The sequence below is a fragment of the Komagataeibacter sp. FXV3 genome (genome assembly GCF_015155755.1).
Lineage (GTDB): Bacteria > Pseudomonadota > Alphaproteobacteria > Acetobacterales > Acetobacteraceae > Komagataeibacter.
Map to the genome: position 1 here is coordinate 1 of NZ_VWPI01000040.1, position 20817 is coordinate 20817.

The 20817-nt window shown below is 59.5% G+C and carries 17 protein-coding genes; 14 read left to right on the forward strand and 3 right to left on the reverse strand.

What is annotated here, in order from left to right; all coding sequences use genetic code 11:
- Positions 1 to 621 (forward strand): zinc-binding dehydrogenase (locus F1542_RS03710; RefSeq protein WP_193731880.1); only part of this gene is annotated, 621 nt, incomplete at its 5' end.
- 7 nt (positions 622 to 628) lie between these two features.
- Here F1542_RS03710 and F1542_RS03715 read toward each other — a convergent pair.
- Positions 629 to 1033, reverse strand: coding sequence for a helix-turn-helix domain-containing protein (locus F1542_RS03715; protein ID WP_193731881.1), 405 nt, complete (start codon positions 1031 to 1033; stop codon positions 629 to 631).
- A gap of 112 nt (positions 1034 to 1145) precedes the next feature.
- Between F1542_RS03715 and F1542_RS03720 the strand changes: the two genes are divergently transcribed.
- Positions 1146 to 2210 carry an SDR family oxidoreductase gene (locus F1542_RS03720; protein ID WP_193731882.1) on the forward strand — a complete coding sequence of 355 codons (1065 nt, stop codon included), beginning with the start codon at positions 1146 to 1148 and terminating at the stop codon, positions 2208 to 2210.
- Positions 2211 to 2530: 320 nt separating this feature from the next.
- Here F1542_RS03720 and F1542_RS03725 read toward each other — a convergent pair whose 3' ends face one another.
- Positions 2531 to 3100 (reverse strand): recombinase family protein, encoded by a 570-nt coding sequence (locus tag F1542_RS03725; RefSeq protein ID WP_193731883.1) that lies wholly within the window; start codon positions 3098 to 3100, stop codon positions 2531 to 2533.
- A 265-nt stretch (positions 3101 to 3365) separates the two neighbouring features.
- Between F1542_RS03725 and F1542_RS03730 the strand changes: the two genes are divergently transcribed.
- The 5 genes from F1542_RS03730 to F1542_RS03750 all read left to right on the forward strand — a co-directional run bounded on the left by F1542_RS03730 (position 3366) and on the right by F1542_RS03750 (position 10224).
- Positions 3366 to 4022: a hypothetical protein gene (locus tag F1542_RS03730; protein ID WP_193731884.1), complete on the forward strand. Its 657-nt coding sequence runs from the start codon at positions 3366 to 3368 to the stop codon at positions 4020 to 4022.
- A gap of 35 nt (positions 4023 to 4057) precedes the next feature.
- On the forward strand, positions 4058 to 6250 hold the full coding sequence (locus F1542_RS03735) for an EAL domain-containing protein (protein WP_193731885.1): 2193 nt from the start codon (positions 4058 to 4060) through the stop codon (positions 6248 to 6250).
- 56 nt (positions 6251 to 6306) lie between these two features.
- Positions 6307 to 8532 (forward strand): EAL domain-containing protein, encoded by a 2226-nt coding sequence (locus F1542_RS03740; protein WP_193731886.1) that lies wholly within the window; start codon positions 6307 to 6309, stop codon positions 8530 to 8532.
- Positions 8533 to 8781: 249 nt separating this feature from the next.
- A complete protein-coding gene (locus F1542_RS03745; RefSeq protein WP_193731887.1) occupies positions 8782 to 9633 on the forward strand; it encodes an SDR family oxidoreductase in 852 nt (283 codons plus the stop codon).
- A gap of 183 nt (positions 9634 to 9816) precedes the next feature.
- Positions 9817 to 10224 (forward strand): tautomerase family protein, encoded by a 408-nt coding sequence (locus F1542_RS03750; RefSeq protein ID WP_193731888.1) that lies wholly within the window; start codon positions 9817 to 9819, stop codon positions 10222 to 10224.
- A gap of 56 nt (positions 10225 to 10280) precedes the next feature.
- Here F1542_RS03750 and F1542_RS03755 read toward each other — a convergent pair whose 3' ends face one another.
- Entirely contained in the window at positions 10281 to 10946 is a 666-nt protein-coding gene (locus F1542_RS03755; protein ID WP_193731889.1) for a hypothetical protein, read from the reverse strand.
- Between the two features lie 408 nt (positions 10947 to 11354).
- On the opposite strand from F1542_RS03755, the gene F1542_RS03760 reads away from it, so the two are divergent.
- The 7 genes from F1542_RS03760 to F1542_RS03790 form a co-directional block, all read left to right on the forward strand.
- A complete protein-coding gene (locus tag F1542_RS03760; RefSeq protein WP_193731890.1) occupies positions 11355 to 11627 on the forward strand; it encodes a hypothetical protein in 273 nt (90 codons plus the stop codon).
- A 305-nt stretch (positions 11628 to 11932) separates the two neighbouring features.
- On the forward strand, positions 11933 to 13366 hold the full coding sequence (locus F1542_RS03765) for a sugar porter family MFS transporter (RefSeq protein ID WP_193731891.1): 1434 nt from the start codon (positions 11933 to 11935) through the stop codon (positions 13364 to 13366).
- A gap of 314 nt (positions 13367 to 13680) precedes the next feature.
- On the forward strand, positions 13681 to 14085 hold the full coding sequence (locus tag F1542_RS03770) for a hypothetical protein (protein ID WP_193731896.1): 405 nt from the start codon (positions 13681 to 13683) through the stop codon (positions 14083 to 14085).
- Between the two features lie 666 nt (positions 14086 to 14751).
- A complete protein-coding gene (locus F1542_RS03775) occupies positions 14752 to 15984 on the forward strand; it encodes a GTP-binding protein (protein ID WP_193731892.1) in 1233 nt (410 codons plus the stop codon).
- Positions 15977 to 16309 carry a DUF6525 family protein gene (locus F1542_RS03780; protein ID WP_193731893.1) on the forward strand — a complete coding sequence of 111 codons (333 nt, stop codon included), beginning with the start codon at positions 15977 to 15979 and terminating at the stop codon, positions 16307 to 16309. The genes F1542_RS03775 and F1542_RS03780 overlap by 8 nt, the downstream gene beginning before the upstream one ends.
- 169 nt (positions 16310 to 16478) lie before the next feature.
- Positions 16479 to 17492 (forward strand): NAD(P)-dependent alcohol dehydrogenase, encoded by a 1014-nt coding sequence (locus F1542_RS03785; protein ID WP_193731894.1) that lies wholly within the window; start codon positions 16479 to 16481, stop codon positions 17490 to 17492.
- 306 nt (positions 17493 to 17798) lie between these two features.
- On the forward strand, positions 17799 to 20817 hold a 3019-nt coding region (locus F1542_RS03790), incomplete at its 3' end, for an efflux RND transporter permease subunit (protein WP_193731895.1).

Sequence of the window (20817 nt, forward strand, 5' to 3'; positions counted from 1 at the left end):
GTGGTCTATGTTGCGGGGGCCGGGCCGGTGGGCATGGCGGCGGCGGCATCCGCGCGCATCCTGGGGGCTGCGGTGGTGATGGTGGGCGACCTGAATGAAGAACGCCTGGCCCACGCCCGCAAGGTAGGGTTCGAACCCGTTGATTTGCGCCAGCATGACCGGCTGGGGGACATGGTGGCCCAGATTGCAGGCACGCCGGAGGTGGACAGCTTCATCGACGCGGTTGGCTTCGAGGCAAAGGGATATGGCGGCAACGCCAGACCCGCCATCGTGCTGAACCAGGCCATGGAGGTGACCCGGCCCGTCGGGTCGGTCGGGATTCCGGGGCTGTATGTAACCGAAGACCCCGGCGGGGCGGATGAAGCGGCCAGGACGGGCAACCTGATCCTGCGCTTCGGGCAGGGATGGGCCAAGAGCCTTGAATTCCACACCGGCCAGACGCCGGTGCTGCGCTACAATGCGCGTCTTATGAACGCCATCCTGCACGGGCGGCTGCCCACTGCCGACATTGTCAACGCGACTGTCATCCCGCTGGAGGACGCGCCGCAGGGATATCGTGATTTTGACCGGGGGGCGGCGAAGAAATTCGTGCTTGACCCCCACGGCATGCTGGCGGCGTGAAACCGTATCAGGGCGCGTCGCGCGCCTGTGCCGTGGCCATGTTGCGGTCCACCTGATCCAGCAGGTCCGCATGCTGCGCGCCCCAGCGGTAGAGCATCTCCAGCGGTTCGACAAACTGCCGCCCCAGTTGTGTCAGCCGGTATTCGACCACCGGCGGCATGACCTGCATGATCGCGCGTTCCACCAGCCCCATGCGTTCAAGGTCGCGCAGGGTCTGGGTCATCATCTTCTTCGACAGGCCGGGCAGGGCACGTTGCAACTGCCCCGGGCGCGATACGCCATCCATCAGGTGCAGCGTATGCATGATCATGGTGGTCCATTTGCCTGAAAACAGGCGCAGCAGGCGGCGCGGCGCGCAGTCCTGCGCAAAGGGTGCGTGGCGGTAGGCGTCGGGCAGGGGGGCGATATCCATGGGCGGCCTTATGGGAACGTTCAGGTGACCAGGGCACGAAAAGGTGCCGGATTGCCTTTTATGGCGTTTGCCAACAGCGTGTGAAGCCCACACCCATCCATGGAGGATCACAATGTCCCACAGGGCGCTTGTCATCGGTGCGACCGGTATTGTCGGCCAGAACCTTGCCAACCGTCTGGTCGCGGAGGGCTGGAGTGTTTACGGCCTGGCGCGGCGGGCGGAAAACCTGCCCGCCACCATCATGCCCGTCGCGGCCGACGCGCTGGACCCGGACAGCCTGCGCACGGCGCTGGGCGGTATCGTGCCGACGCATGTGTTTTTCACCACATGGACCCGCCGCGAAAGCGAACGCGAAAACTGCATCGTCAACAGCGCGATGGTCCGCAACGTGTTCGCTACCCTGCCACGTCCGCACGCGCTGGTACATGCCAGTCTGGTGACCGGGCTGAAACATTACCTTGGCCCGTTCGAAGCCTATGCACGGGGCAACCCGCCACAGACACCGTTCCGCGAGACCATGCCACGTCTGCCAGCGGAAAATTTCTATTACAGCCAGGAAGATGTCCTGTTCGAGGCCGCCGAGCGGCTGGGCATTGCATGGACGGTGCACCGCCCGCATACGGTTATCGGGTATGCGATCGGCAACCTCATGAACATGGGCACGACGCTGGCGGCCTATGCCACGCTGTGCCGCGAGACGGGGCTGCCCTTCGTCTTTCCCGGCTCGCCCGTACAGTGGGAGGGCCTGACGGACGTGACCGACGCCCGCCAGCTGGCCAGCCAGATCCTGTGGGCCGCCACCAGCCCCGCCGGGCGCAACCGGGCGTTCAATGTCGTCAATGGCGACGTGTTCCGCTGGAAATGGCTGTGGGGGGAACTGGCGGCATGGTTCGGTATTGATCCCGCCCCGTATCCCGGCCACGCCACATCACTGGAACACATGCTGGCGGACAAGGGACCGCAATGGGCCGATATCGCACGGCGCCATGGCCTGCGGGACGCCGTGCTGGGCCGGCTTGCATCGGCATGGCATACCGATGCCGACCTTGGCCGTCCCGTTGAATGCGTGACCGATATGAGCCTGAGCCGCAGGCTGGGCTTTACCGGATATCAGTACACGCCTGATTCCTTCTTCGACCTGTTCGAACGCCTGCGGGCCGGGCGCTACATTCCCTGAGGGCGTGTTGGAAAAGGTCGCCTTTTGACAAGAGACTGTTTGAAAACAATACGTTACTAAAAAGTTCCGGATGCCGTCTTTTTTCAAAAAGGCGGCGTTCTTCCGAAGCTTTTTGGAAAAAGCTTCACCAAAAACTTCCTTCGGCTTTCAGGTGCCTGTCATGATCCGACTTTTCAAACAGTCTTTAAAAAGGCGACATCTGGCAAATTTTATTTATCAGTATTCTGTTTTCAGACAGTCCCCACCAAGACAGGCGGGATGCCATGCCTTAATGAGGCGGACCGGACATTGATCCAGCCCATAAAATATGGACATGGAATTCAGCTTTCCCTGCTGCGGTATTTGGAAATTACGCGGTAGATGGTGGCCTTGTGCACATTGAACCGATCCGCCACTTCCGCAACCGGCAGGCCATCCTGCGTGACCATTCTATATATAGCGGCACTTTCCGCCGGGTCGAGTTTGGCCGGACGCCCCATATGAATGCCACGCTGACGGGCGTTCAGGCGGCCCATCGCCGTACGTTCACGGATCAGGGCACGTTCAAAATCGGCTATGCCCGCAAATACCGTCATGACAATGCGGCCTTCGGACGATGTCGTATCCATCCACGGTTCACAGATGGAGCGTAGCCCGACATCCCTGCGCCGCAGGGATTCCGCAATTTCCAGCAGGTGCTGCGTCGATCGCGCAAGCCGGTCGAGCCGGTACACGATGACGACATCGCCCTTCGTGACATCCTGCAGAAGGCGATGCAGCGCGGGCCGCTTCTTTTCATCTTCCAGCAGGGAATCTTCATAAACCGCTTCACAGCCTGCGTCATGCAAATGCCACACTTGAACGTCAAGGGTGCATTCATCCGTACTTACACGCGCATAACCGATCAGCATTCTATCATCAAATCAGAATTGAATTTCAATCAGCTATGGTAATCAAAAAAGGCCAATGTGAACAGCCGTTATCATAATAGTTCCACATAAGTTCGCTTTTTCTCGTACAGAACAATGGAAATCTAAGGAATATATTCCCAGTATTCAACTAAAAACGCATTTATATATGTATGACAAAATATGTTGCGTTAACGGATGGTAAATAGTATTTAGAATACCACTTCTCTAAAATCTTAAACTTCTGCGAAATGGGATATCAGACTTTATGAGGCGCCGGACAGACAGAGTTCCCGACCTGCCCGATACTGAATTGGATCAGGAAATTCGTGGTGGTCTGTTTGTCCTGCGCCATACCCTGATGAAAGTTGCACAGGATGCATCCATGTTCGGCAGTTATGCCAATGCTTCGGAACGGCAGGTGGTCGGAGCGGGCACATGGCTGCGGAAATCGCTGGCCGATATTGCCCGCACCTGTCAGCGTGACTATGTCCTGCGCGGCGGCACGATGGAATTCGACAGCACGGGCGCACTCCATATCCTGTGGGTGCGCGTCACGGCGGCGACGGGCGGGGGCAGGCTGGTCCTTGGCCCCAAATCAGATGATTCCGGCCTGCTGCTGATTGATGTCACCCCGAATGACGAAATTGGCGACACCACCGTATCCATTACCTTCAGGGGTGTCGCCCGCCTGACCGTCACGCACGATGCCGATACGGATATTACCCTGATCGGCCTGCTGAGTGGCGCACAGACCAAACTGGACTGCAATACATGGGCGGTGGTCAGGCTGCGGGGCAATGTCTGTGGCCTGTCTGAAGAAAACAGCCAGTCCATTGCCACAGACGATGGTTGTGGCAGCCTTTACGTCCGTCATTACATGGCGGGCGATAAAAACGAAATCTGCTTTACTGTCAGAAAATAAGACTATTCCGGTATCGTTAGCAGACAGTCACGAACATGAAACAGAACGCATCCCTTTTTTCAAAACCATATCATTCCCTGTCCGGAACAAATGCGCTGCAGGTCCTGCATGGCGCCACGGATGGCGTTGTGGTGATTGATGAACGTAACCGGATCGTCTTTTTCAATGCAGCGGCCGAAAAGCTGTGGGGATATACCCAGTCCGAGGTGATCGGGTATAACGTGAACATGCTGCTGCCCGCCGGCATGCGTGATGAACACGATGCCTTTGTCGAACGAAACCGCAGCACCGGCATCAATACCATTATCGGCACATCGCGTGAGATCCGGTTTGAAAACCGGGCAGGGGAATACGTGGCGGGTGAACTGGCCCTGTCCATGATCACGCTGCGGCCTGACCTGCGCAAATACTACCTGGCCACCATCAAGGGCATGCCCGAGGAAAGCCACCGCAGGAACCTGCAGGCCCTGCAGAATACGGTCTTCCGTGCCCTTTCGAGCGACATGAGCGTGCGGGACATTGGCGACCTGATCTGCCGCGAAACGGAAACATTCGTTCCCGATACCGTTGCCGTGCTGATACTGGTGGAAAAGGACCGCCGCCTGCGCGTCCTGTCGGGTGCCGGTTTCCCCCGGCGCTATGCCGCGGCGGTGGAAAACATCACCCTGTCGGATGCCGATATCGCAGCCCTTGCCCGCAACCCGGCCCATGCGGGGACGCTGGTATGGAAAAGCTATTCCTCGCTGGGCCGTTCTCTGGGACTGCACCACTGCCGTGCTTCGGCCATTGTGTCGCCAGATGGGGCGGTGACGGGTATTTTCGGCCTGTTTTCACGCAATCCCGATCAAAAGCCAGACGGGCCGGACAGGATTGTCAGCGGGTGCGTGCCGTTCTGCGGCGCGGTGATCGAACAGTACGAAGCCCGTCAGCATATTGCGCAACTGGCCAGTTACGATCCGCTGACCGGCTTCCTCAACCGTTCGGCCGCACATGATGTCCTTGCCAGACTGGTCGGGCAGCCGGGGGACAACCATTTTGCCGTGCTGCTGTTGAATGTCGACCGGTTCCGCGACATCAATGAAGCATTGGGGCATGGCAATGGCGACCTGCTGCTGCGGGCGCTGGCCACCCGCATGCGCACGCTCAGCCCCGACAGTTATGTCCTCAGCCGGTCCAGCGCCGATGAATTCATCATCATACTGCCCGACACGCAGCCCGATACCGCGGTCGCATTCGTCACGACCCTGCTGAAGGGACTGACGCAGCCGGTTGAGATCAGGGGCAATTACATCGTGCCGTCCGTCAGTGCAGGCATCAGCATGTTTCCCCATACGGGGCCGGACAGTGAATCCCTGATCGGGCTGGCGGAAACCGCCATGCGGCAGGCCAAGAAGGACGCACCGGGCACATACCGTATCGCGACACCGGCGCGGCATGATGCGGCGCGCGAACGGCTGCTTCCGGGCAGGGCGATGCGCGAAACCCTGCAGCGCGGCCTGCTGCACCTGCATTACCAGCCACAGCTCAGGACGCGGTCCGGGCACCTGTATGGCGTGGAGGCACTGCCACGGTGGCACCATCCGCATCTGGGCAACATCTTTCCCGCCCGCTTCATTGCCGTGGCGGAAGACACCGGCCAGATCGACACCATCGGCACCTGGGCGCTGGAGGCCGCATGCCGCCAGATCAGCGCATGGGACCGTGACGCCATCCATGTGCCCGCCGTGGCGGTCAACCTGTCTGCCGGGCTGCTGCGCAAGCGCCATCTGCCGGAAATGATCGCCGGCATGCTGGAAACCTGCCAGCTTGCGCCACAGCGCCTGACGGTGGGACTGACCGAACAGGTCATGATGGATGACGATGCGGATACGATGGCGGTGCTGCATGCCATCCGCGCACTGGGCGTCGGCCTGTCCATGGATGATTTCGGCACGGGGTCTTCCAGCCTGTCGCGCCTTGCCCGCCTGCCGCTGAGCGAGATCAGGATCGACCACAGCTTCATCGCCAACCTTGAACACGACGCCAATGCGCAGGCCATGACCACGGCAGTGATCGGCATGGGCGGCATGCTGGGCATGACGGTGGCAGGCGGCGGTGTCGAAACCGAAAGCCAGAAGACCCTGCTTGAACACCTGCATTGCGATGTGATGCAGGGGCACCTTTTCTCCCGCCCGTTGACAGCCACCGAACTGGGGCCATGGGTGCGGGACCGGATTACGAAGCAATAAAGTAATAAAAGACCATAATATTTTACATATTCATAATAAATAAAGGAGAGAGAGAGATGGGAAAGGAAGTTTTTCCGGTAACGGAAGAAAACGTCAATTCCGACATCTGCGTGGACATGCTGCAGCAGGCACGTGACGGCGTCATCATTATCGATGACCGCAACTGCATCGTCTTTTTCAACCAGGCGGCGGAAAAGCTGTGGGACTATACCGCGGCGGAAGTCATGGGCCGCAATGTCAAATGCCTGGTGCCGATGGAATACCGCGGCAAACATGACGGCTTCATCGCGCATAACCGCGAAACGGGCATCAACCGCATTGTCGGCACATCGCGTGAGATCACGTTTGAAAGCAAGAACGGGGATTACGTCTCGGCCGAGATGTCGATTTCCACCGCGCTGATTGGTCCGGATAAAAAACGGTATTACATGGCCTTCATGAAGGGCGTGACCGAAGAAAGCCATCGCAGGAAGCTGCTGGACCTGCAGAATACGGTCTTCCGCTCCCTTTCGGGGGACATGCTGATACAGGACGTGGCCGACCTGGTGTGTGATGGCGTGGAGGAATTCGTGCCCAATTCCGTCGCCGTGCTCATGCTGCTGACGCCGGAAAATACGCTGCAGATCCTGTCCGGGTCGGGCCTGCCGCGCCGTTTTGCCACGGCGCTGGAACACATGACGCTGACGGATGCCGATATTGCCGCGCTGGCCAATGATCTGGATGAAGCCAGTTCGGTCGTGTGGGAAAGCTATCGTTCGGTCGGGATCTCGCTCGGGCTGAATGACTGCTGGGCTTCGGCCATCAAGGCGCCCACTGGCAAGATATCGGGCATTCTGGCGCTGTATTCGCGCAACCAGCACAAGGTGGCGGACTGGCCCCAAAAGATCGTATCCGGGGCCGTACCGTTCTGTGGCGTTGTGATCGAGCAGTACGAGGCACGCCAGCATATATCCCAGTTGGCCAATTATGACCCGCTGACCGGCTTCCTCAACCGCAGTTCGCTGCACAAGGTGCTGAAATCCATGATCAGCCAGCCGGGCGACAACCGCTTTGCCGTGCTGCTGATGGACCTTGACCGCTTCCGTGACATCAATGACGCGCTGGGGCATGTGCAGGGGGATACGTTCCTGAAGGCCATTGCCGAACGGCTGAAGAAACTGTGTCGCAGCAACTATGTCCTCTCACGCGCGGGCGGGGATGACTTTGTCATCGTCATACCCAACGCCACACCGGACATGGCGGTCGATTTCACCAAAACCATCATCACCGCCATGCAGCAACCGCTGGATGTCGCGGGCAACCAGATTTCCGCGTCCTTCAGCACCGGGATCGCGACCTTCCCCGAAAACGGGCCGGATGGTGAATCCCTGATCAGCCATGCCGAAATAGCCATGCGGCAGGCCAAGAAGGAAGCGCGCGGCAGCTACCGCCTGGTCAGCACGATTGACAGCAAGGACGCGCAGGACCGGCTGGTACTGGGCAGCGCGCTGCGGGATTCCCTGTCCAAGGGCCTGCTCAACCTGCATTACCAGCCACAGGTCGAAGCCCGCACGGGGGAGATCTATGGCGTGGAAGCACTGGCGCGGTGGAACCATCCCACGCTGGGCAACATCTTTCCCTCCCGCTTCATTGCCGTGGCGGAGGAGACGGGACAGATCGAGGCCATCGGCCGGTGGTCGCTGGAGGAAGCCTGCCGTCAGCTTACCCGTTGGGAAAGCGAGGGCGTGCACATACCCGTCGTGTCGGTCAACCTGTCAGCGGCCCATTTCCACAACCGTGGCCTTGTGCCGATGATCGCGGGACTGCTGGAAACATACGGGCTGGCGCCCGAACGCCTGACGGTGGAAATAACCGAAAGCGTGATGATGGAGGAAAGCGAGGAGACGATGAATGTCCTCGCCTCCATCCGCAAGCTGGGCGTCGGCCTGTCCATGGATGACTTCGGCACCGGTTTTTCCAGCCTGTCGCGGCTGACACGCCTGCCGCTGACGGAAATCAAGATCGACCGCAGCTTCATCATGAACCTTGAAACCGACCCGAATGCGCAGGCCGTCACCACTGCCGTGATCGGTATTGGCAACCGGCTGGGCATGACGGTCGTGACCGAAGGGGTGGAGACGGAAGCCCAGTACGACCTGCTGGAAAGCCTGCATTGCGACGTGCTGCAGGGCTACCTGTTCGCCCGCCCCATGTCGGCCACCGATCTTGCGGCATGGGCGCGCCAGCCCCGGCTGCTCATGCCCGCAATGGTCAGGAAAAAAGACGAAGGCAGCCAGTCATGACCGCCTGAATCCGCGCAGGCACAACAACACGGACAGCAATGTGATCGGGACCATGGCCCCGGCCGCCGGGTTGCGGATTGCTGCCGGAAAACGCCTGCAGGAACAGCAAAAAGTACGGGGGGCAGCAGGTGGCACCCCCGCTTTTTATCAAACCATCCGCCCACTGGACCATTAACCATCATGCACAGGCCACCGCGCATCCCGCGCGGCACGGCACGACGACCCCATGCATGAAACGGAGTGGCCACCATGAACAGGACCGTCCTTATCACCGGTGCCGGAACAGGATTTGGCAGGGAAATCGCCCTGCGGCTGGCGGCACGGCAATGGACCGTTATCGCGGGTGTTGAAATCCCGTCCCAGATCTTCCAGCTGGAACATGAAGCCGAACAGCGCGGCGTGGTCGTGCAGGTTGAAAAACTGGATGTGACCGATGCGGCGGATCGCGCGCGGTTCAGCCTGCTGGATGTTGACGTACTCCTCAACAACGCGGGCATCGGGGAAGGCGGCTCCATGGTTGACATACCCGAAGCCCACCTGCGCAGGCAGTTCGAGGTCAACGTGGTCGGACCGGTCATGCTGACACAGGCCATCGCCAGGCGCATGGCGGCACGCAGGGCGGGGAAGATCGTTTTCATGTCGTCGTGCGCGGGGCTGACCTCGGACCCGTTTACCGGGGCCTATTCCGCATCGAAACATGCCATCGAGGCCATCGCGGAAGCACTGGGCAAGGAATTGCAGGAATTCGGTATTGCTGTGGCGACCGTCAATCCCGGCCCGTTCCTGACCGGTTTCAATGACCGTATCTTTGATTCATGGAAAAGCTGGAACAAAAGCCTTTCGGACAATCTGTTCGATTACGAACGCATTGCCTATCCCTACAGGCAGTTTGACATCAAACCGGTCGTTGACACCACGATTGGCGTGATCGAAGGCACGATTGACACCTATCGCAATGTTGAACCCAGACAGAATATCGAAATGCAGCGCAAACAGATGGATGCCGCATGGACCCGCAGATATGACGAAAACCTGGGCAAACGCTTCCCGCTGGTTGAAACCTGCCATGACATGCAGCCCGGCACGCCGGTGGAGGAATAGCGCGGTCCCTTCATGACAGGCTGCCTGCGCAGCGCTTCACCAAGAACTTTCCTATGATCCAGGCGATATTGCAAAGGCAGGCTTCGACATGGGGCAGGGATCGCAGGCCGTGATTGACCACGGACCGCGTCCACACCCATCCCATGGCGGGGTTGCCTGTCGCCTGAAACAGGGATTGCTTACATGCCTCTTATCCGTTTTGACATGCTCGAAGGCCGTTCCGAGAAGGAACTGACCGCCATACTGGACGCTGCCCACCAGGCGATGCTGGACGCTTTCGGCGTGCCGCCGCGTGACCGGTACCAGATCATATATGAACACAGGAAAAGCCGCGTGCGCATTGAGGATACCGGACTGGGCATTGCGCGTACCGATGATGTCATGATCATATCGGTCACCACGCGCCCGCGCACGGTTGATGAAAAAACCGCGTTCTACCGCCTGCTGACCGAGGCCCTGACCACGAAGTGTGGCATCGCCGCCAGCGATGTCATGGTCAACTACGTTGAAAACACGGATGCCGACTGGTCATTTGGCAATGGGGAGGCACAGTTCCTGACCGGAAAGCTGGGCGCGCCCAAGGTCTCGTGACGTAAAGGGGGAACAGGGCCGGGCCTTTCATACCCGGTCCTGTCTGTGTCAGGGCATCATTCAACATTGGCCGGGGCCATGATATAAAGGGATTCAGGCGACATGATAAAAGTCTTGTCCTGTTTACTGACAATGGACCCGACAACCTGCATGTTGCATATGTCATGCGTCATGTCGGAACACTTGACGATCGCCTTGCGCAGGTCGCTTCCATCAGCGACATCCTTTACGCTGAACCCCAGATACTGATAATCACCGGCCGTACTGGATTCCAGCGCGGCCTCTGTCGATATGACGCAGACATTGTCGCTCAGGACACATGATCCGCGGCCATTGACCTGGATATGCTTGCCTATGATGGAATTTCCGGCAGCAATCACGTCAATGATACTGTAAACCGGTGTTACAGGCGGGGCCTGTGCCGCGGGCGACGCCGCCGCCTTGGCCGCCTGCTGCGCGGCCATGAAGTTTTTCATGTCCTGATCGGTCGCGGCATCGATGCATGGCTGTCTTAATGCGACATTTGTCCGGAACGCCTCATTACATCTGCGCCCCATGTATTCCAGCGCACCCTGCGACTGCACTTCCTGTGCATCGGCAGGTGTGGCAAATTCACTATTGGCAATGTCCCGGCCGGTGCGCTGCGCAAACTGCTCTGGTGTTTCCTGTGTCCCGGCATCCTGGGCCTGCGCGGTTGAAGCACCGGCCAGTAATACAAACATGGAAAATATCAGTCTATTCATATTTCACCTGTAATAAATAAGGATATACCATAATTTTTCATGACCGGCCACGCTTTCAGCGGGGCACCATACTTCATGCCCACCAGCACGGAAAGTGATGCCCGCAACGCATGCTGATGTTCATGCAGGGCCAGATGAAAGATGACAGGAACGCCCCCGCAATGCGCACCCCGTGACCAAGGCGGCCCATCCGTCACCCGCGCCACGGTCCCATGCCCGGTCATCAATCATGACCTGAACCCGTTTCCATCCGTTGCTGAACGATACCGTACCGTTTATATGGGGTCGGAACAGTGCCGGTACGCCGCGTACACGGCCGGCACGGATCGGATCGATATGCATGAAAAGGGGACATTCATGGCCAAAAGAACACAGATACACAGGATCATGACAGTATTCATCAATACATCAGGGGCGTGCGCCCTGCTTTTATCGGGAATGAATACGTGCCTGGCCGCCGGGACAACACGCGCGCGCGAAGCGCATGCGTGTGAAAAAGATGCGTTCAGGTTCTGCGGCACGGACATTCCCAACAAGAAAAAAATTGCAGCCTGCCTGCAGGCCCACCGTGAACAGTTGCGCCCCGCCTGCCGCGCCCTGTTTCCCGTTGCCGGAACACAGCCCGGAAACAACACACGGGACACGCACATCGTGGACTAGCCGCCAGCACGGCGGGGCAGGGGGCACAGGCGGAAACCGGCGCAGCAAATATTATTTCATGCCGGCCGCAATGCAGTGGGCACTGTCTGGGGAATAGGACCAGTATCAGCGACCCGCTCCACCTGGCGCGACAGAAATGACAAAGCACAACAGGAAACGGAGCAGACAGATTTCCTGACATTTCAGAGATTATGCAACCCGACAGGTGCGCCAGGTGTTTTCTGGTTTCATGGCACGAAAGAAAAGGACAGCTTTCCGTGCCCGTCCTTTCAGGGGAACACGGTCGAAAGACTGTGGATGCATGAATGAAAACGCTTACAGACGCGCAGAAGCTGGTTACGAAAATTGTCGTGGTTGTCACGATGGGTGCGCTCGCATTCGGCTATGATACAGGGGTGATTGCGGGCGCGCTGCCGTTCATGCAGCTTCCTTCCACACAGGGCGGTCTGGGCCTGACCCCGTTGACCGAGGGACTGGTGACGTCCGCACTGGTGCTGGGGGCGGCCATAGGCTCGCTGCTGTGCGGCATCATCGCGGACCGGGTGGGGCGACGCGACAGTCTCATGGGGTTGTCCGTCATCTTCATGATCGGCGCGATCGGCACGTCACAGGCCCCAACGGTCCCGGTCATGGTGGTGATGCGCGCCATACTCGGCTTTGCCGTGGGCGGCGCGTCCGCCCTTGTCCCGATGTTCATTTCGGAAATGGCGCCTCCCGGCAGGCGTGGCCGGCTGGTCAGCCAGAACGAGATGATGATCGTGACCGGACAGTTGGCCGCCTATGTCCTCAGCGCCCTGCTGGCGCGGTTTTCGGGTGCCAATGATATCTGGCGCACCATGCTTGCGATTGCGGCGGTCCCGGCCTTCCTGCTGGGGCTTGGCCTGGTGTTCGTGCCGCGCTCCCCACGCTGGCTGGCCAGCCGTGGACGGACCGAAGAAGCGCGGCAGGTGCTTGAACTCATCCGCTCGACCGACCGGCAGGTCAGCAGGGAAATGGGGGAAATCAAAGCACAGGTGAACGAGGAATCCGACCAGATGGGCTGGCGCGAGGCCATGGGCACGGTCTGGATCCGGCGCCTGCTGCTGGTCGGGATCGGGCTGGGGTTTTCCGCCCAGTTCACCGGCGTGAATGCCTTCATGTATTTTACGCCGATCATCCTGCGCCAGACCGGCCTGGGCACCCAGGCGGCCCTGACCGCGACAATCGGCGCGGGTGTCGTAGCCGTCATCGCGACCTTTCTGGGGATATGGATGATCGGGCGGTTTCCGCGCCGTTTCACGCTTCTGGGTGGTCTTGCCGGTGTCGTGTGCGCGCATCTGGGGCTGGGGGCGACGCTGCTGTTCATGGCGGGATCACCCATGCAGAGCATGGTGGCGCTGGGCTTCATCCTTCTGGCCCTGCTGTTCATCCAGATGATGGTCTCCCCCCTTTACTGGCTGCTGATGTCGGAACTGTTCCCGATGCGCGCCCGCGGTATCCTGACCGGGCTTAGCGTTGCCGCACAGTGGGTTTTCAATGCCACGGTTTCGTTCCTGTTCCCCGCGGCCCTGCACTGGATTGGCGCATCGACCTTCTTCGCCTTTGCCGCGATCAACCTGGTTTCCCTGATGTTCGTGGCACGGTTCCTGCCGGAAACGAAAGGCATGTCGCTGGAAAAGCTGGAAGGACACCTGGAAGATCATTTTTCTCCCGACGCCCCTGCCGCCGGCAACCCGCATGGTCTGGCGCGTGGCCTGTAACCCGGCGGGGCAGGTGATTACGAAAAAATAATGAACTCCACCATTCGCCCTGAATATTCCGCTTTATTGAAATGATAATCATTTTCATAATATAATTTCATGCAAATTCCTGCCCACAGGCCATATATTCAGGTTCGCGTCAGGTTTTCCTGTTATACGTCAGGATGTCATCATCATGATGACGCAGGCTTTATGTATGATGGGGAACAGACGCAGTCATGCGAAAGATATTCCTGGCCACCGTGTATGCCGTCTGCGCTGTCGTCATGACAGCACAGGCCGCCCGGGCAGCAAGCGGAACAGAGGGCGTATGCATGACCGTAGGTCAGGGCATCCGCCTGCATGTGGACGGCATGTATGGCGGCTATCCCCATTCCGTACTGCGTGACGCCGTGCTGCAGGGCGTGGCCTGCCCGTCTGGCCAGGCGGAACTGCATGCCTTCAGCATGGTTGCCGACCCGTCGCCCCACATGCATATTTTTGTCACGCGCCCCATCGGTCAGGGGCAGCAGGGGGCGATTTCCGCCCGGCTGTTTTCACACGGGCATTTCGTGATCGGGGAACGCATGTCGCTGTCCCCGCTGGCGCGATCGCAGTCCCCGTTTTCGGTTACTTCCGACATCAATCTGATGATGGCGCGCCTGTGGAGCGATCTTGCCGAACGGGTCAGCCATGACGGGCATGCGCCCGGTCCGCCAACAGTTCAGCATTTCGGCTGACCGGCCCTTGGGTCATTGATTGCAATAGGGGGGATCGGACACGTCGTGTCGTGACGGGGGGAAAAGCCTGAGGTGGCATTCATGCCCCCGGTCATTTCACCGATCCGGCAGGTCACGCGCCCGGCGGGAGTGCCCTGCCGGTCATCATCATGATCTAGGTCCGATCGGTTGTGGTTAGCATTACAGTTGCAGTTTATTTCCGGGCCAGAAAAACGAAAAAATTGCGGTTTTTCTCGCCGTAGACAGCCTGAAATTCGAACCTTCTGTAAAGTATAGGATCCATGAACAATTAACGAACAAAACAAAATGCAACTGTAGTACCAGAAATCCGTTGCCGCATATTCCACAATCCGTATCATCCGGTCCATCCATACGCGTTTCAGATGACCGGAATCCCGCACCCACAGACATGGGTGACACAGAAGAGGTCATCAGTGATCGGGGCCATGACAGCAACCGAATCAGGCTGTTTCTCATCGCACGGATATTACTGCCTGCCTGACATCCTTCCTGAATGATGAAACAGGCGCTTGTGTCGATGTTCCGGAACGGCGCCGGCATGGCGGAATGCTGGCGGGTCGGGGCAGGCCTGTCTCATTTCGAAGCCCTTCAGGGATTGTTATATTATAACATTGCATATAGGCTTGATGGATCGCAACCGAATGAATGGTGTCCGTCATGCACGAAAGACTTCCGGTAACGGTTCTTTCCGGCTTTCTGGGAGCTGGAAAGACGACGCTTCTCAACCACGTGCTCAATAACCGCGAGGGGCGAAAAGTCGCGGTGATCGTCAATGACATGAGCGACGTGAACATTGACGCGGACCTGGTGCGCGACGGCAGCAACCTGTCCCGAACGAACGAAACGCTCGTGGAAATGAGCAATGGCTGCATCTGCTGCACGTTGCGCGATGACCTGCTGCACGAAGTACGGCGGCTTGCGGAGGAGGGACGCTTCGATTACCTCCTGATTGAATCAACGGGGATTGCGGAACCCCTTCCGGTTGCGGCGACATTCGAGTTTCGTGACGAGGCGGGCGAAAGCCTGTCCGATATCGCGCGGCTCGACACGATGGTAACGGTGGTTGACGCCGTCAACCTGCTGAAAGACTACGCCTCGACAGATTTCCTGCGCGACCGGGGCGAGACGGCGGGCGAGGGGGACGACAGGGCGCTGGTTGACCTGCTGGTCGAGCAGATCGAGTTCGCGGATGTGGTGGTCCTGAACAAGGTCTCAAGTGCAACCGCGGCACAGCGCGAGACCGCGCGGCAGGTCATCCAGGCCCTTAACGCCGATGCGGATATTATCGAAACGGATCAGGGTATCGTGCCCTGCGCGCGCATTCTGGATACACACCGCTTCGATTACGACCGGGCGCACAAGCACCCGCTGTGGTACAAGGAACTGTTCGAATTCCACAACCATGTTCCCGAAACCGAGGAATATGGCATCCACACCTTTGTCTGGCGTGCCCGCCGCCCCTTGGTGCCCGAACGCTTCAAGGCCTTTATCGACTCCGCATGGCCGGGCGTGATCCGGGCGAAGGGCCATTTCTGGCTGGCGACCCGCCCGCAATGGGTGGGCGAACTGGGGCAGGCCGGTGCCCTGGTCCGCACGCAGGCCATGGGACGCTGGTGGGTGACGATACCAAAAGACCATTGGCCGGACAGCGATGAATGGCGCGACCTGATCCTGTCGAAATGGGACCCGGTTTATGGGGACCGCCGGCAGGAAATCGTATTTATCGGCACGGCAGAAATGGACGATGCCGGCATTGCCGCGGTTCTGGATGCCTGTCTTGTACCCGACTTTGATGTCGAGCAGTTCAATCCGCTGCCGTTCGCCCATCTGCCTGACCCGTTCCCGGCCTGGGAACAGGGAGAAATGGCGGATGCGTAAGGTGAAGGCAGATAACGAGCGGACATTACGCCACGAGATGTGGCGGCGGTATGCGGGGGATGACTGGGCCGCATTCGACGCGCTGCCCGCCGCAATCCGCCAACGGGTAGCAGCACATGCCTATGATGCCTGGTCGGTCAACGTCATGATGCTGTGGCAGCATTACAAACGGCTCTATGGACGCACGATGCGCGCCGAACGGGCATTGATCCGCTATCTTGATTATTGCGAGAGGCTGGAGCGGGAAGCATTTGCTTCACGCTACCATGAAGCCCACGGCATGGCCCTGCCGCATGATGCGGCCTGCGTGACAGTCCTGAGATGAAGCTGGTTCCCGGCACGGCAGTGGCATTTCGTGATGGATCGGGAAAATTTCTGGCAATACAGGGAAATAAAGATGTGTTCTGCATAAGATTTCATGCCATGGCCTGACGTTGGAAATGATCCGCTGTCTCTGATATCCCGGTCATGAGAACAGAAAGGAAAAACCGGTCATGGTCAGGACAATAGTGGTGCAGCCCCCTGGTGGTTTTGAAAACGTAACCATCACGGAACAGGCGGCAAGGGCGCCTGCAAGGGGTGAAATCAGGGTAAAGCTGCATGCCTCATCCCTCAATTACCATGATTATGCCGTTGTAAGCGGCATGTGGGGGCCGACTGTTGCGCGTATTCCCATGGCGGACGGGGCTGGCGAAGTGGTTGAGGTTGGCGCGGGTGTTACGGAATTCGTACCCGGCGACAGGGTGGTCAGCACTTTCTTTCCTACCTGGCTTGCTGGCGCACCGCAGGTGATCGGATTTACGACGGTACCGGGTGATGGGGTTGATGGCTATGCGCGTGAAGAAGTCACGGCGTCCGCGACCTCATTTACGCATGCCCCGCGCGGCTGGACCCATGCCGAGGCCGCGACACTGACCACGGCGGGCCTGACCGCATGGCGTTCCCTGTTTGTCGATGACCAGGTCAGGCCTGGCAGTACCGTACTGGTTCAGGGAACGGGTGGTGTATCGATATTTGCGCTTCAGTTTGCCAAAATGGCTGGGGCGACAGTTATCGCCACCTCCTCCAGTGACGAAAAACTTGAACGCCTGCGCGAACTTGGGGCCGATCACCTGATCAATTACCGCAACGATCCCGCATGGGGTAAAACGGCATGGGACCTGACCGGCGGGACAGGGGTCGACCATATTATTGAAGTCGGCGGTGCCAGGACCCTTGAACAGTCAATAGAAGCCATAAGGGTGGGGGGACATATTTCCACCATCGGCATTCTGAGCGGGGTTTCAGGTCAACTGGAAATTGTACCGATGTTGCTGAAGCAGTTCTGCCTGCAAGGCGTTCTGGTCGGGTGCCGGGCAGATCAGCAGGCAATGGTAAAGGCATTTGACAGCAACGCCATCCGGCCCGTCATTGACCGTATATTCCCGCTGGAAAATATTGTGGACGCTTTCAGGTATCAGGAAAGTAACCGGCATTTCGGCAAGATATGCCTTGATTGCCAGAAATAAGCCAGGCCACCCCTTTTTATTGGGCGGATTGACCCGGTCGGCAGGGAACAGTCCGTCCATGCTTCTGACCACGATCCAACCCGGCCAGATGCCGTTTCAGACAGTGTCGTCCTGCACGCACCACTTTTCCCGCAAGCGATACATGACTTCCCACCACGCGGAACCCGCGTGCACCGCCGGATACCGCGCCCTGATACAAAATTATCTATCCCGCGCCACAAACCGGCCCGCGCCGCAGCCGTTATCTGAAGTCGGACATCCCATGAACCACAGGGCATCATAGCCGACAGGAAACAGGCAGGTGGCATGAATGCAATTGTTCAGCTGGCGCTTGCCCGTCCCTATACATTTGTCGTGATGGCCATCCTGATCGCCATAGCCGGTGTACTCTCCGCCATCCGCACACCGGAAGACATCTTTCCCGATATCGGCATTCCCGTCATTGCGGTGGCGTGGACCTACAGCAATCTCTCACCACAGGACATGTCCGGGCGCATCGTACTCCCATTCCAGCGCACGCTGACCACGACGGTCAACAATATCGAACATATCGAGGGACAGTCGCTGACAGGCATCGGGGTGGTAAAGGTCTTCTTCCAGCCCGGCACCGATATCCGCATCGCCAATACGCAGGTCACCGCCATTGCCCAGACCATCCTGCGCCAGCTTCCCATTGGCACCACCCCGCCGCTGATCCTGAATTACAATGCCTCCACCGTGCCGATCGTGCAGCTTGCCCTGTCGGGCGAGGGCATGACCGAACAGCAGCTTTATGATTACGGCTTCAACTTCATCCGCAACCGGCTGGTCACGGTGCCGGGGGCCGCCATTCCCTATCCCTATGGCGGGAAGGTGCGCCAGATCCAGATGGACCTTGACCCCGGCAAGCTGCAGTCGCGCGGTGTCTCGGCACAGGACGTGGGCAACGCCCTGACCACCCAGACACAGATCACCCCCGCGGGTTTCGTAAAAATCGGGGAATACCAGTATAATTTCAGGCTGAACAACGCGCCCCTTTCGGTCGGACTGCTCAACATGCTGCCCGTGCGCACGGTCAATGGCGCGGTGGTGCGCGTGGGCGATGTCGCCCATGTGCGTGACGGGTCCATGCCCCAGCAGAACGTGGTGCATGTGGATGGCCAGCGCTCGGCGCTGATGACCGTGCTGAAATCGGGCGCCACATCCACCATCGCCATCGTGGCGGGGGTCAAGGCGATGCTGCCCGATGCGACACGTGGCCTGCCAAAACAGCTCAGGCTCAGGCCCGTCAATGACCAGTCGCTGTTTGTCCGCGCCGCCGTGGACGGGGTGATGCGCGAAGGCGCGATCGCGGCGGGGCTGACCAGCCTCATGATCCTGCTGTTCCTTGGTTCATGGCGGTCCACGCTTATTGTGGCGACCTCCATCCCGTTATCGGTCATGGGGGCGATTGCGGCCCTGTCCGCGCTGGGCGAGACACTGAATGTCATGACGCTGGGCGGCCTTGCCCTGGCCGTAGGCATTCTGGTGGATGAGGCCACGGTCACGATCGAGAATATCGAGCGCCACCTGGAAATGGGCAAGGATGTCCATGCCGCCATCATAGACGGATCGGGGGAAATCATCGTCCCGGCCTTCCTGTCGCTGGTCTGTATCTGCATCGTGTTCGTGCCGATGTTCTACCTGCCCGGCGTGGCGGGCTTCCTGTTCGTGCCGATGGCGCTGTCGGTCATGTTTGCCATGGTCATGTCCTTCATCCTGTCGCGCACGCTCGTGCCGACCATGGCCATGTTCCTGCTGCGCCCGCATGAGGCGGCAAGGCCGCACGGGGAGAATGTCCTCACGCGCTTCCAGCACGGTTTCGAGCGACGTTTCGCAGCGCTGCGCGGGCGCTACAGCGCGCTTTTGGAAAGCATTCTGGACCATCGCGGCCGGTTCGTGGCCGGCTTCGTGTGCTTTGCCGTGCTGAGCATGGGGCTGCTTCCGTTCCTTGGCCGCAATTTCTTTCCGCAGGTCGATGCGGGCACGATGACCCTGCACGTGCGTGGCCCCACAGGCCTGCGCATAGAGGAGACATCGGCCCTGTTCCAGCGGATCGAAAAGCAGATCCGCCAGCAGGTTCCCGCAGACGAGGTCGAGTCCATTGCCGACAATATCGGCCTGCCCACCAGCGCCATCAATACCGCCTATAACGCATCGGGCACCATCGGGCCGCAGGACGGGGATATCCTTGTCGCCCTGAAGGAAAACCATCACCCGACCGAACGCTACATCCGCAACCTGCGCCGCGAACTGCCCCGGGCCTTCCCCGAGGCCAGCTTTGCCTTCCTGCCATCGGACATCACGACCCAGATCCTCAATTTCGGCGCGCCGGCCCCGATCGACATTCAGGTATCCGGCCCCAACCCCGATGAAACGCGGCAGTTTGCCGGCCGCATACTGCGCGCCATACGCCATATTGACGGCCTGGTTGACGCCCGCATCCAGCAGCCCGCCCATTACCCCGAACTGCGCTTTGAGGTGGACCGCACCCGCATCAACCAGCTTGGCCTGACGGAAGGTGATGTCACCACCTCCATCGCCACATCCATTGCCGGGACCGTACAGACCGCCCCGCTGTACTGGCTGGACCCGCACAGCATGGTCACATACCCCATCGCGGTGCAGATGCCCGAATACCGCATCGGTTCACTGGCGGATATCATCGGCCTGCCGGTAACCGGGGTTTCAACCGACCGGCTGCAGGTGCTTGGCGCCCTTGGCACGATTACGCGCGGCACGACATCCCCGGTGGAGGCACAGTATAACATCCGCCCGCTGGTCGATGTGTTTGCAGGCGGCGACGGGCGCGATCTGGGCGCCATCGCCACGGACGTGCAGGCGGCCCTGCGCCATCTTGAACATGACCGGCCCGAAACCGTCACGGTCGCGCTGCGCGGTCAGTACCAGGCCATGACAACCGCCTTTTCCGGCATGGGATTTGGCCTGCTAGGCGCGATCGTGCTGATCTACCTGCTGATCGTGATCAATTTCCAGAGCTGGACCGATCCGTGCATTGTCGTACTTGCGCTGCCGGGCGCGCTGGCGGGCATATGCTGGATGCTGTTTGCGACGCATACCCCGCTTTCCGTTCCCGCGCTGACGGGGGCAATCATGTGCATGGGGGTCGCGACGGCCAATTCCATCCTGGTCATCACCTTCTGCCGCGAACAGCTGGCGGAACATGGGGATGCGGTCAGGGCGGCGCTGATGGCGGGCAGCACCCGCCTGCGGCCCGTCATCATGACGGCGCTGGCCATGGTCATCGGCATGCTGCCCATGGCGCTGGGGCTGGGCGAAGGGGGCG

Bases quoted from the DNA above. Each gene is read 5' to 3' on its own strand.
- F1542_RS03715 (WP_193731881.1), bottom strand. From the start codon at position 1,033: ATGGATATCGCCCCCCTGCCCGACGCCTACCGCCACGCACCCTTTGCG.
- F1542_RS03720 (WP_193731882.1), top strand. From the start codon at position 1,146: ATGTCCCACAGGGCGCTTGTCATCGGTGCGACCGGTATTGTCGGCCAG.
- F1542_RS03725 (WP_193731883.1), bottom strand. From the start codon at position 3,100: ATGCTGATCGGTTATGCGCGTGTAAGTACGGATGAATGCACCCTTGAC.
- F1542_RS03730 (WP_193731884.1), top strand. From the start codon at position 3,366: ATGAGGCGCCGGACAGACAGAGTTCCCGACCTGCCCGATACTGAATTG.
- F1542_RS03735 (WP_193731885.1), top strand. From the start codon at position 4,058: ATGAAACAGAACGCATCCCTTTTTTCAAAACCATATCATTCCCTGTCC.
- F1542_RS03740 (WP_193731886.1), top strand. From the start codon at position 6,307: ATGGGAAAGGAAGTTTTTCCGGTAACGGAAGAAAACGTCAATTCCGAC.
- F1542_RS03745 (WP_193731887.1), top strand. From the start codon at position 8,782: ATGAACAGGACCGTCCTTATCACCGGTGCCGGAACAGGATTTGGCAGG.
- F1542_RS03750 (WP_193731888.1), top strand. From the start codon at position 9,817: ATGCCTCTTATCCGTTTTGACATGCTCGAAGGCCGTTCCGAGAAGGAA.
- F1542_RS03755 (WP_193731889.1), bottom strand. From the start codon at position 10,946: ATGTTTGTATTACTGGCCGGTGCTTCAACCGCGCAGGCCCAGGATGCC.
- F1542_RS03760 (WP_193731890.1), top strand. From the start codon at position 11,355: ATGACAGTATTCATCAATACATCAGGGGCGTGCGCCCTGCTTTTATCG.
- F1542_RS03765 (WP_193731891.1), top strand. From the start codon at position 11,933: ATGAAAACGCTTACAGACGCGCAGAAGCTGGTTACGAAAATTGTCGTG.
- F1542_RS03770 (WP_193731896.1), top strand. From the start codon at position 13,681: ATGACCGTAGGTCAGGGCATCCGCCTGCATGTGGACGGCATGTATGGC.
- F1542_RS03775 (WP_193731892.1), top strand. From the start codon at position 14,752: ATGGTGTCCGTCATGCACGAAAGACTTCCGGTAACGGTTCTTTCCGGC.
- F1542_RS03780 (WP_193731893.1), top strand. From the start codon at position 15,977: ATGCGTAAGGTGAAGGCAGATAACGAGCGGACATTACGCCACGAGATG.
- F1542_RS03785 (WP_193731894.1), top strand. From the start codon at position 16,479: ATGGTCAGGACAATAGTGGTGCAGCCCCCTGGTGGTTTTGAAAACGTA.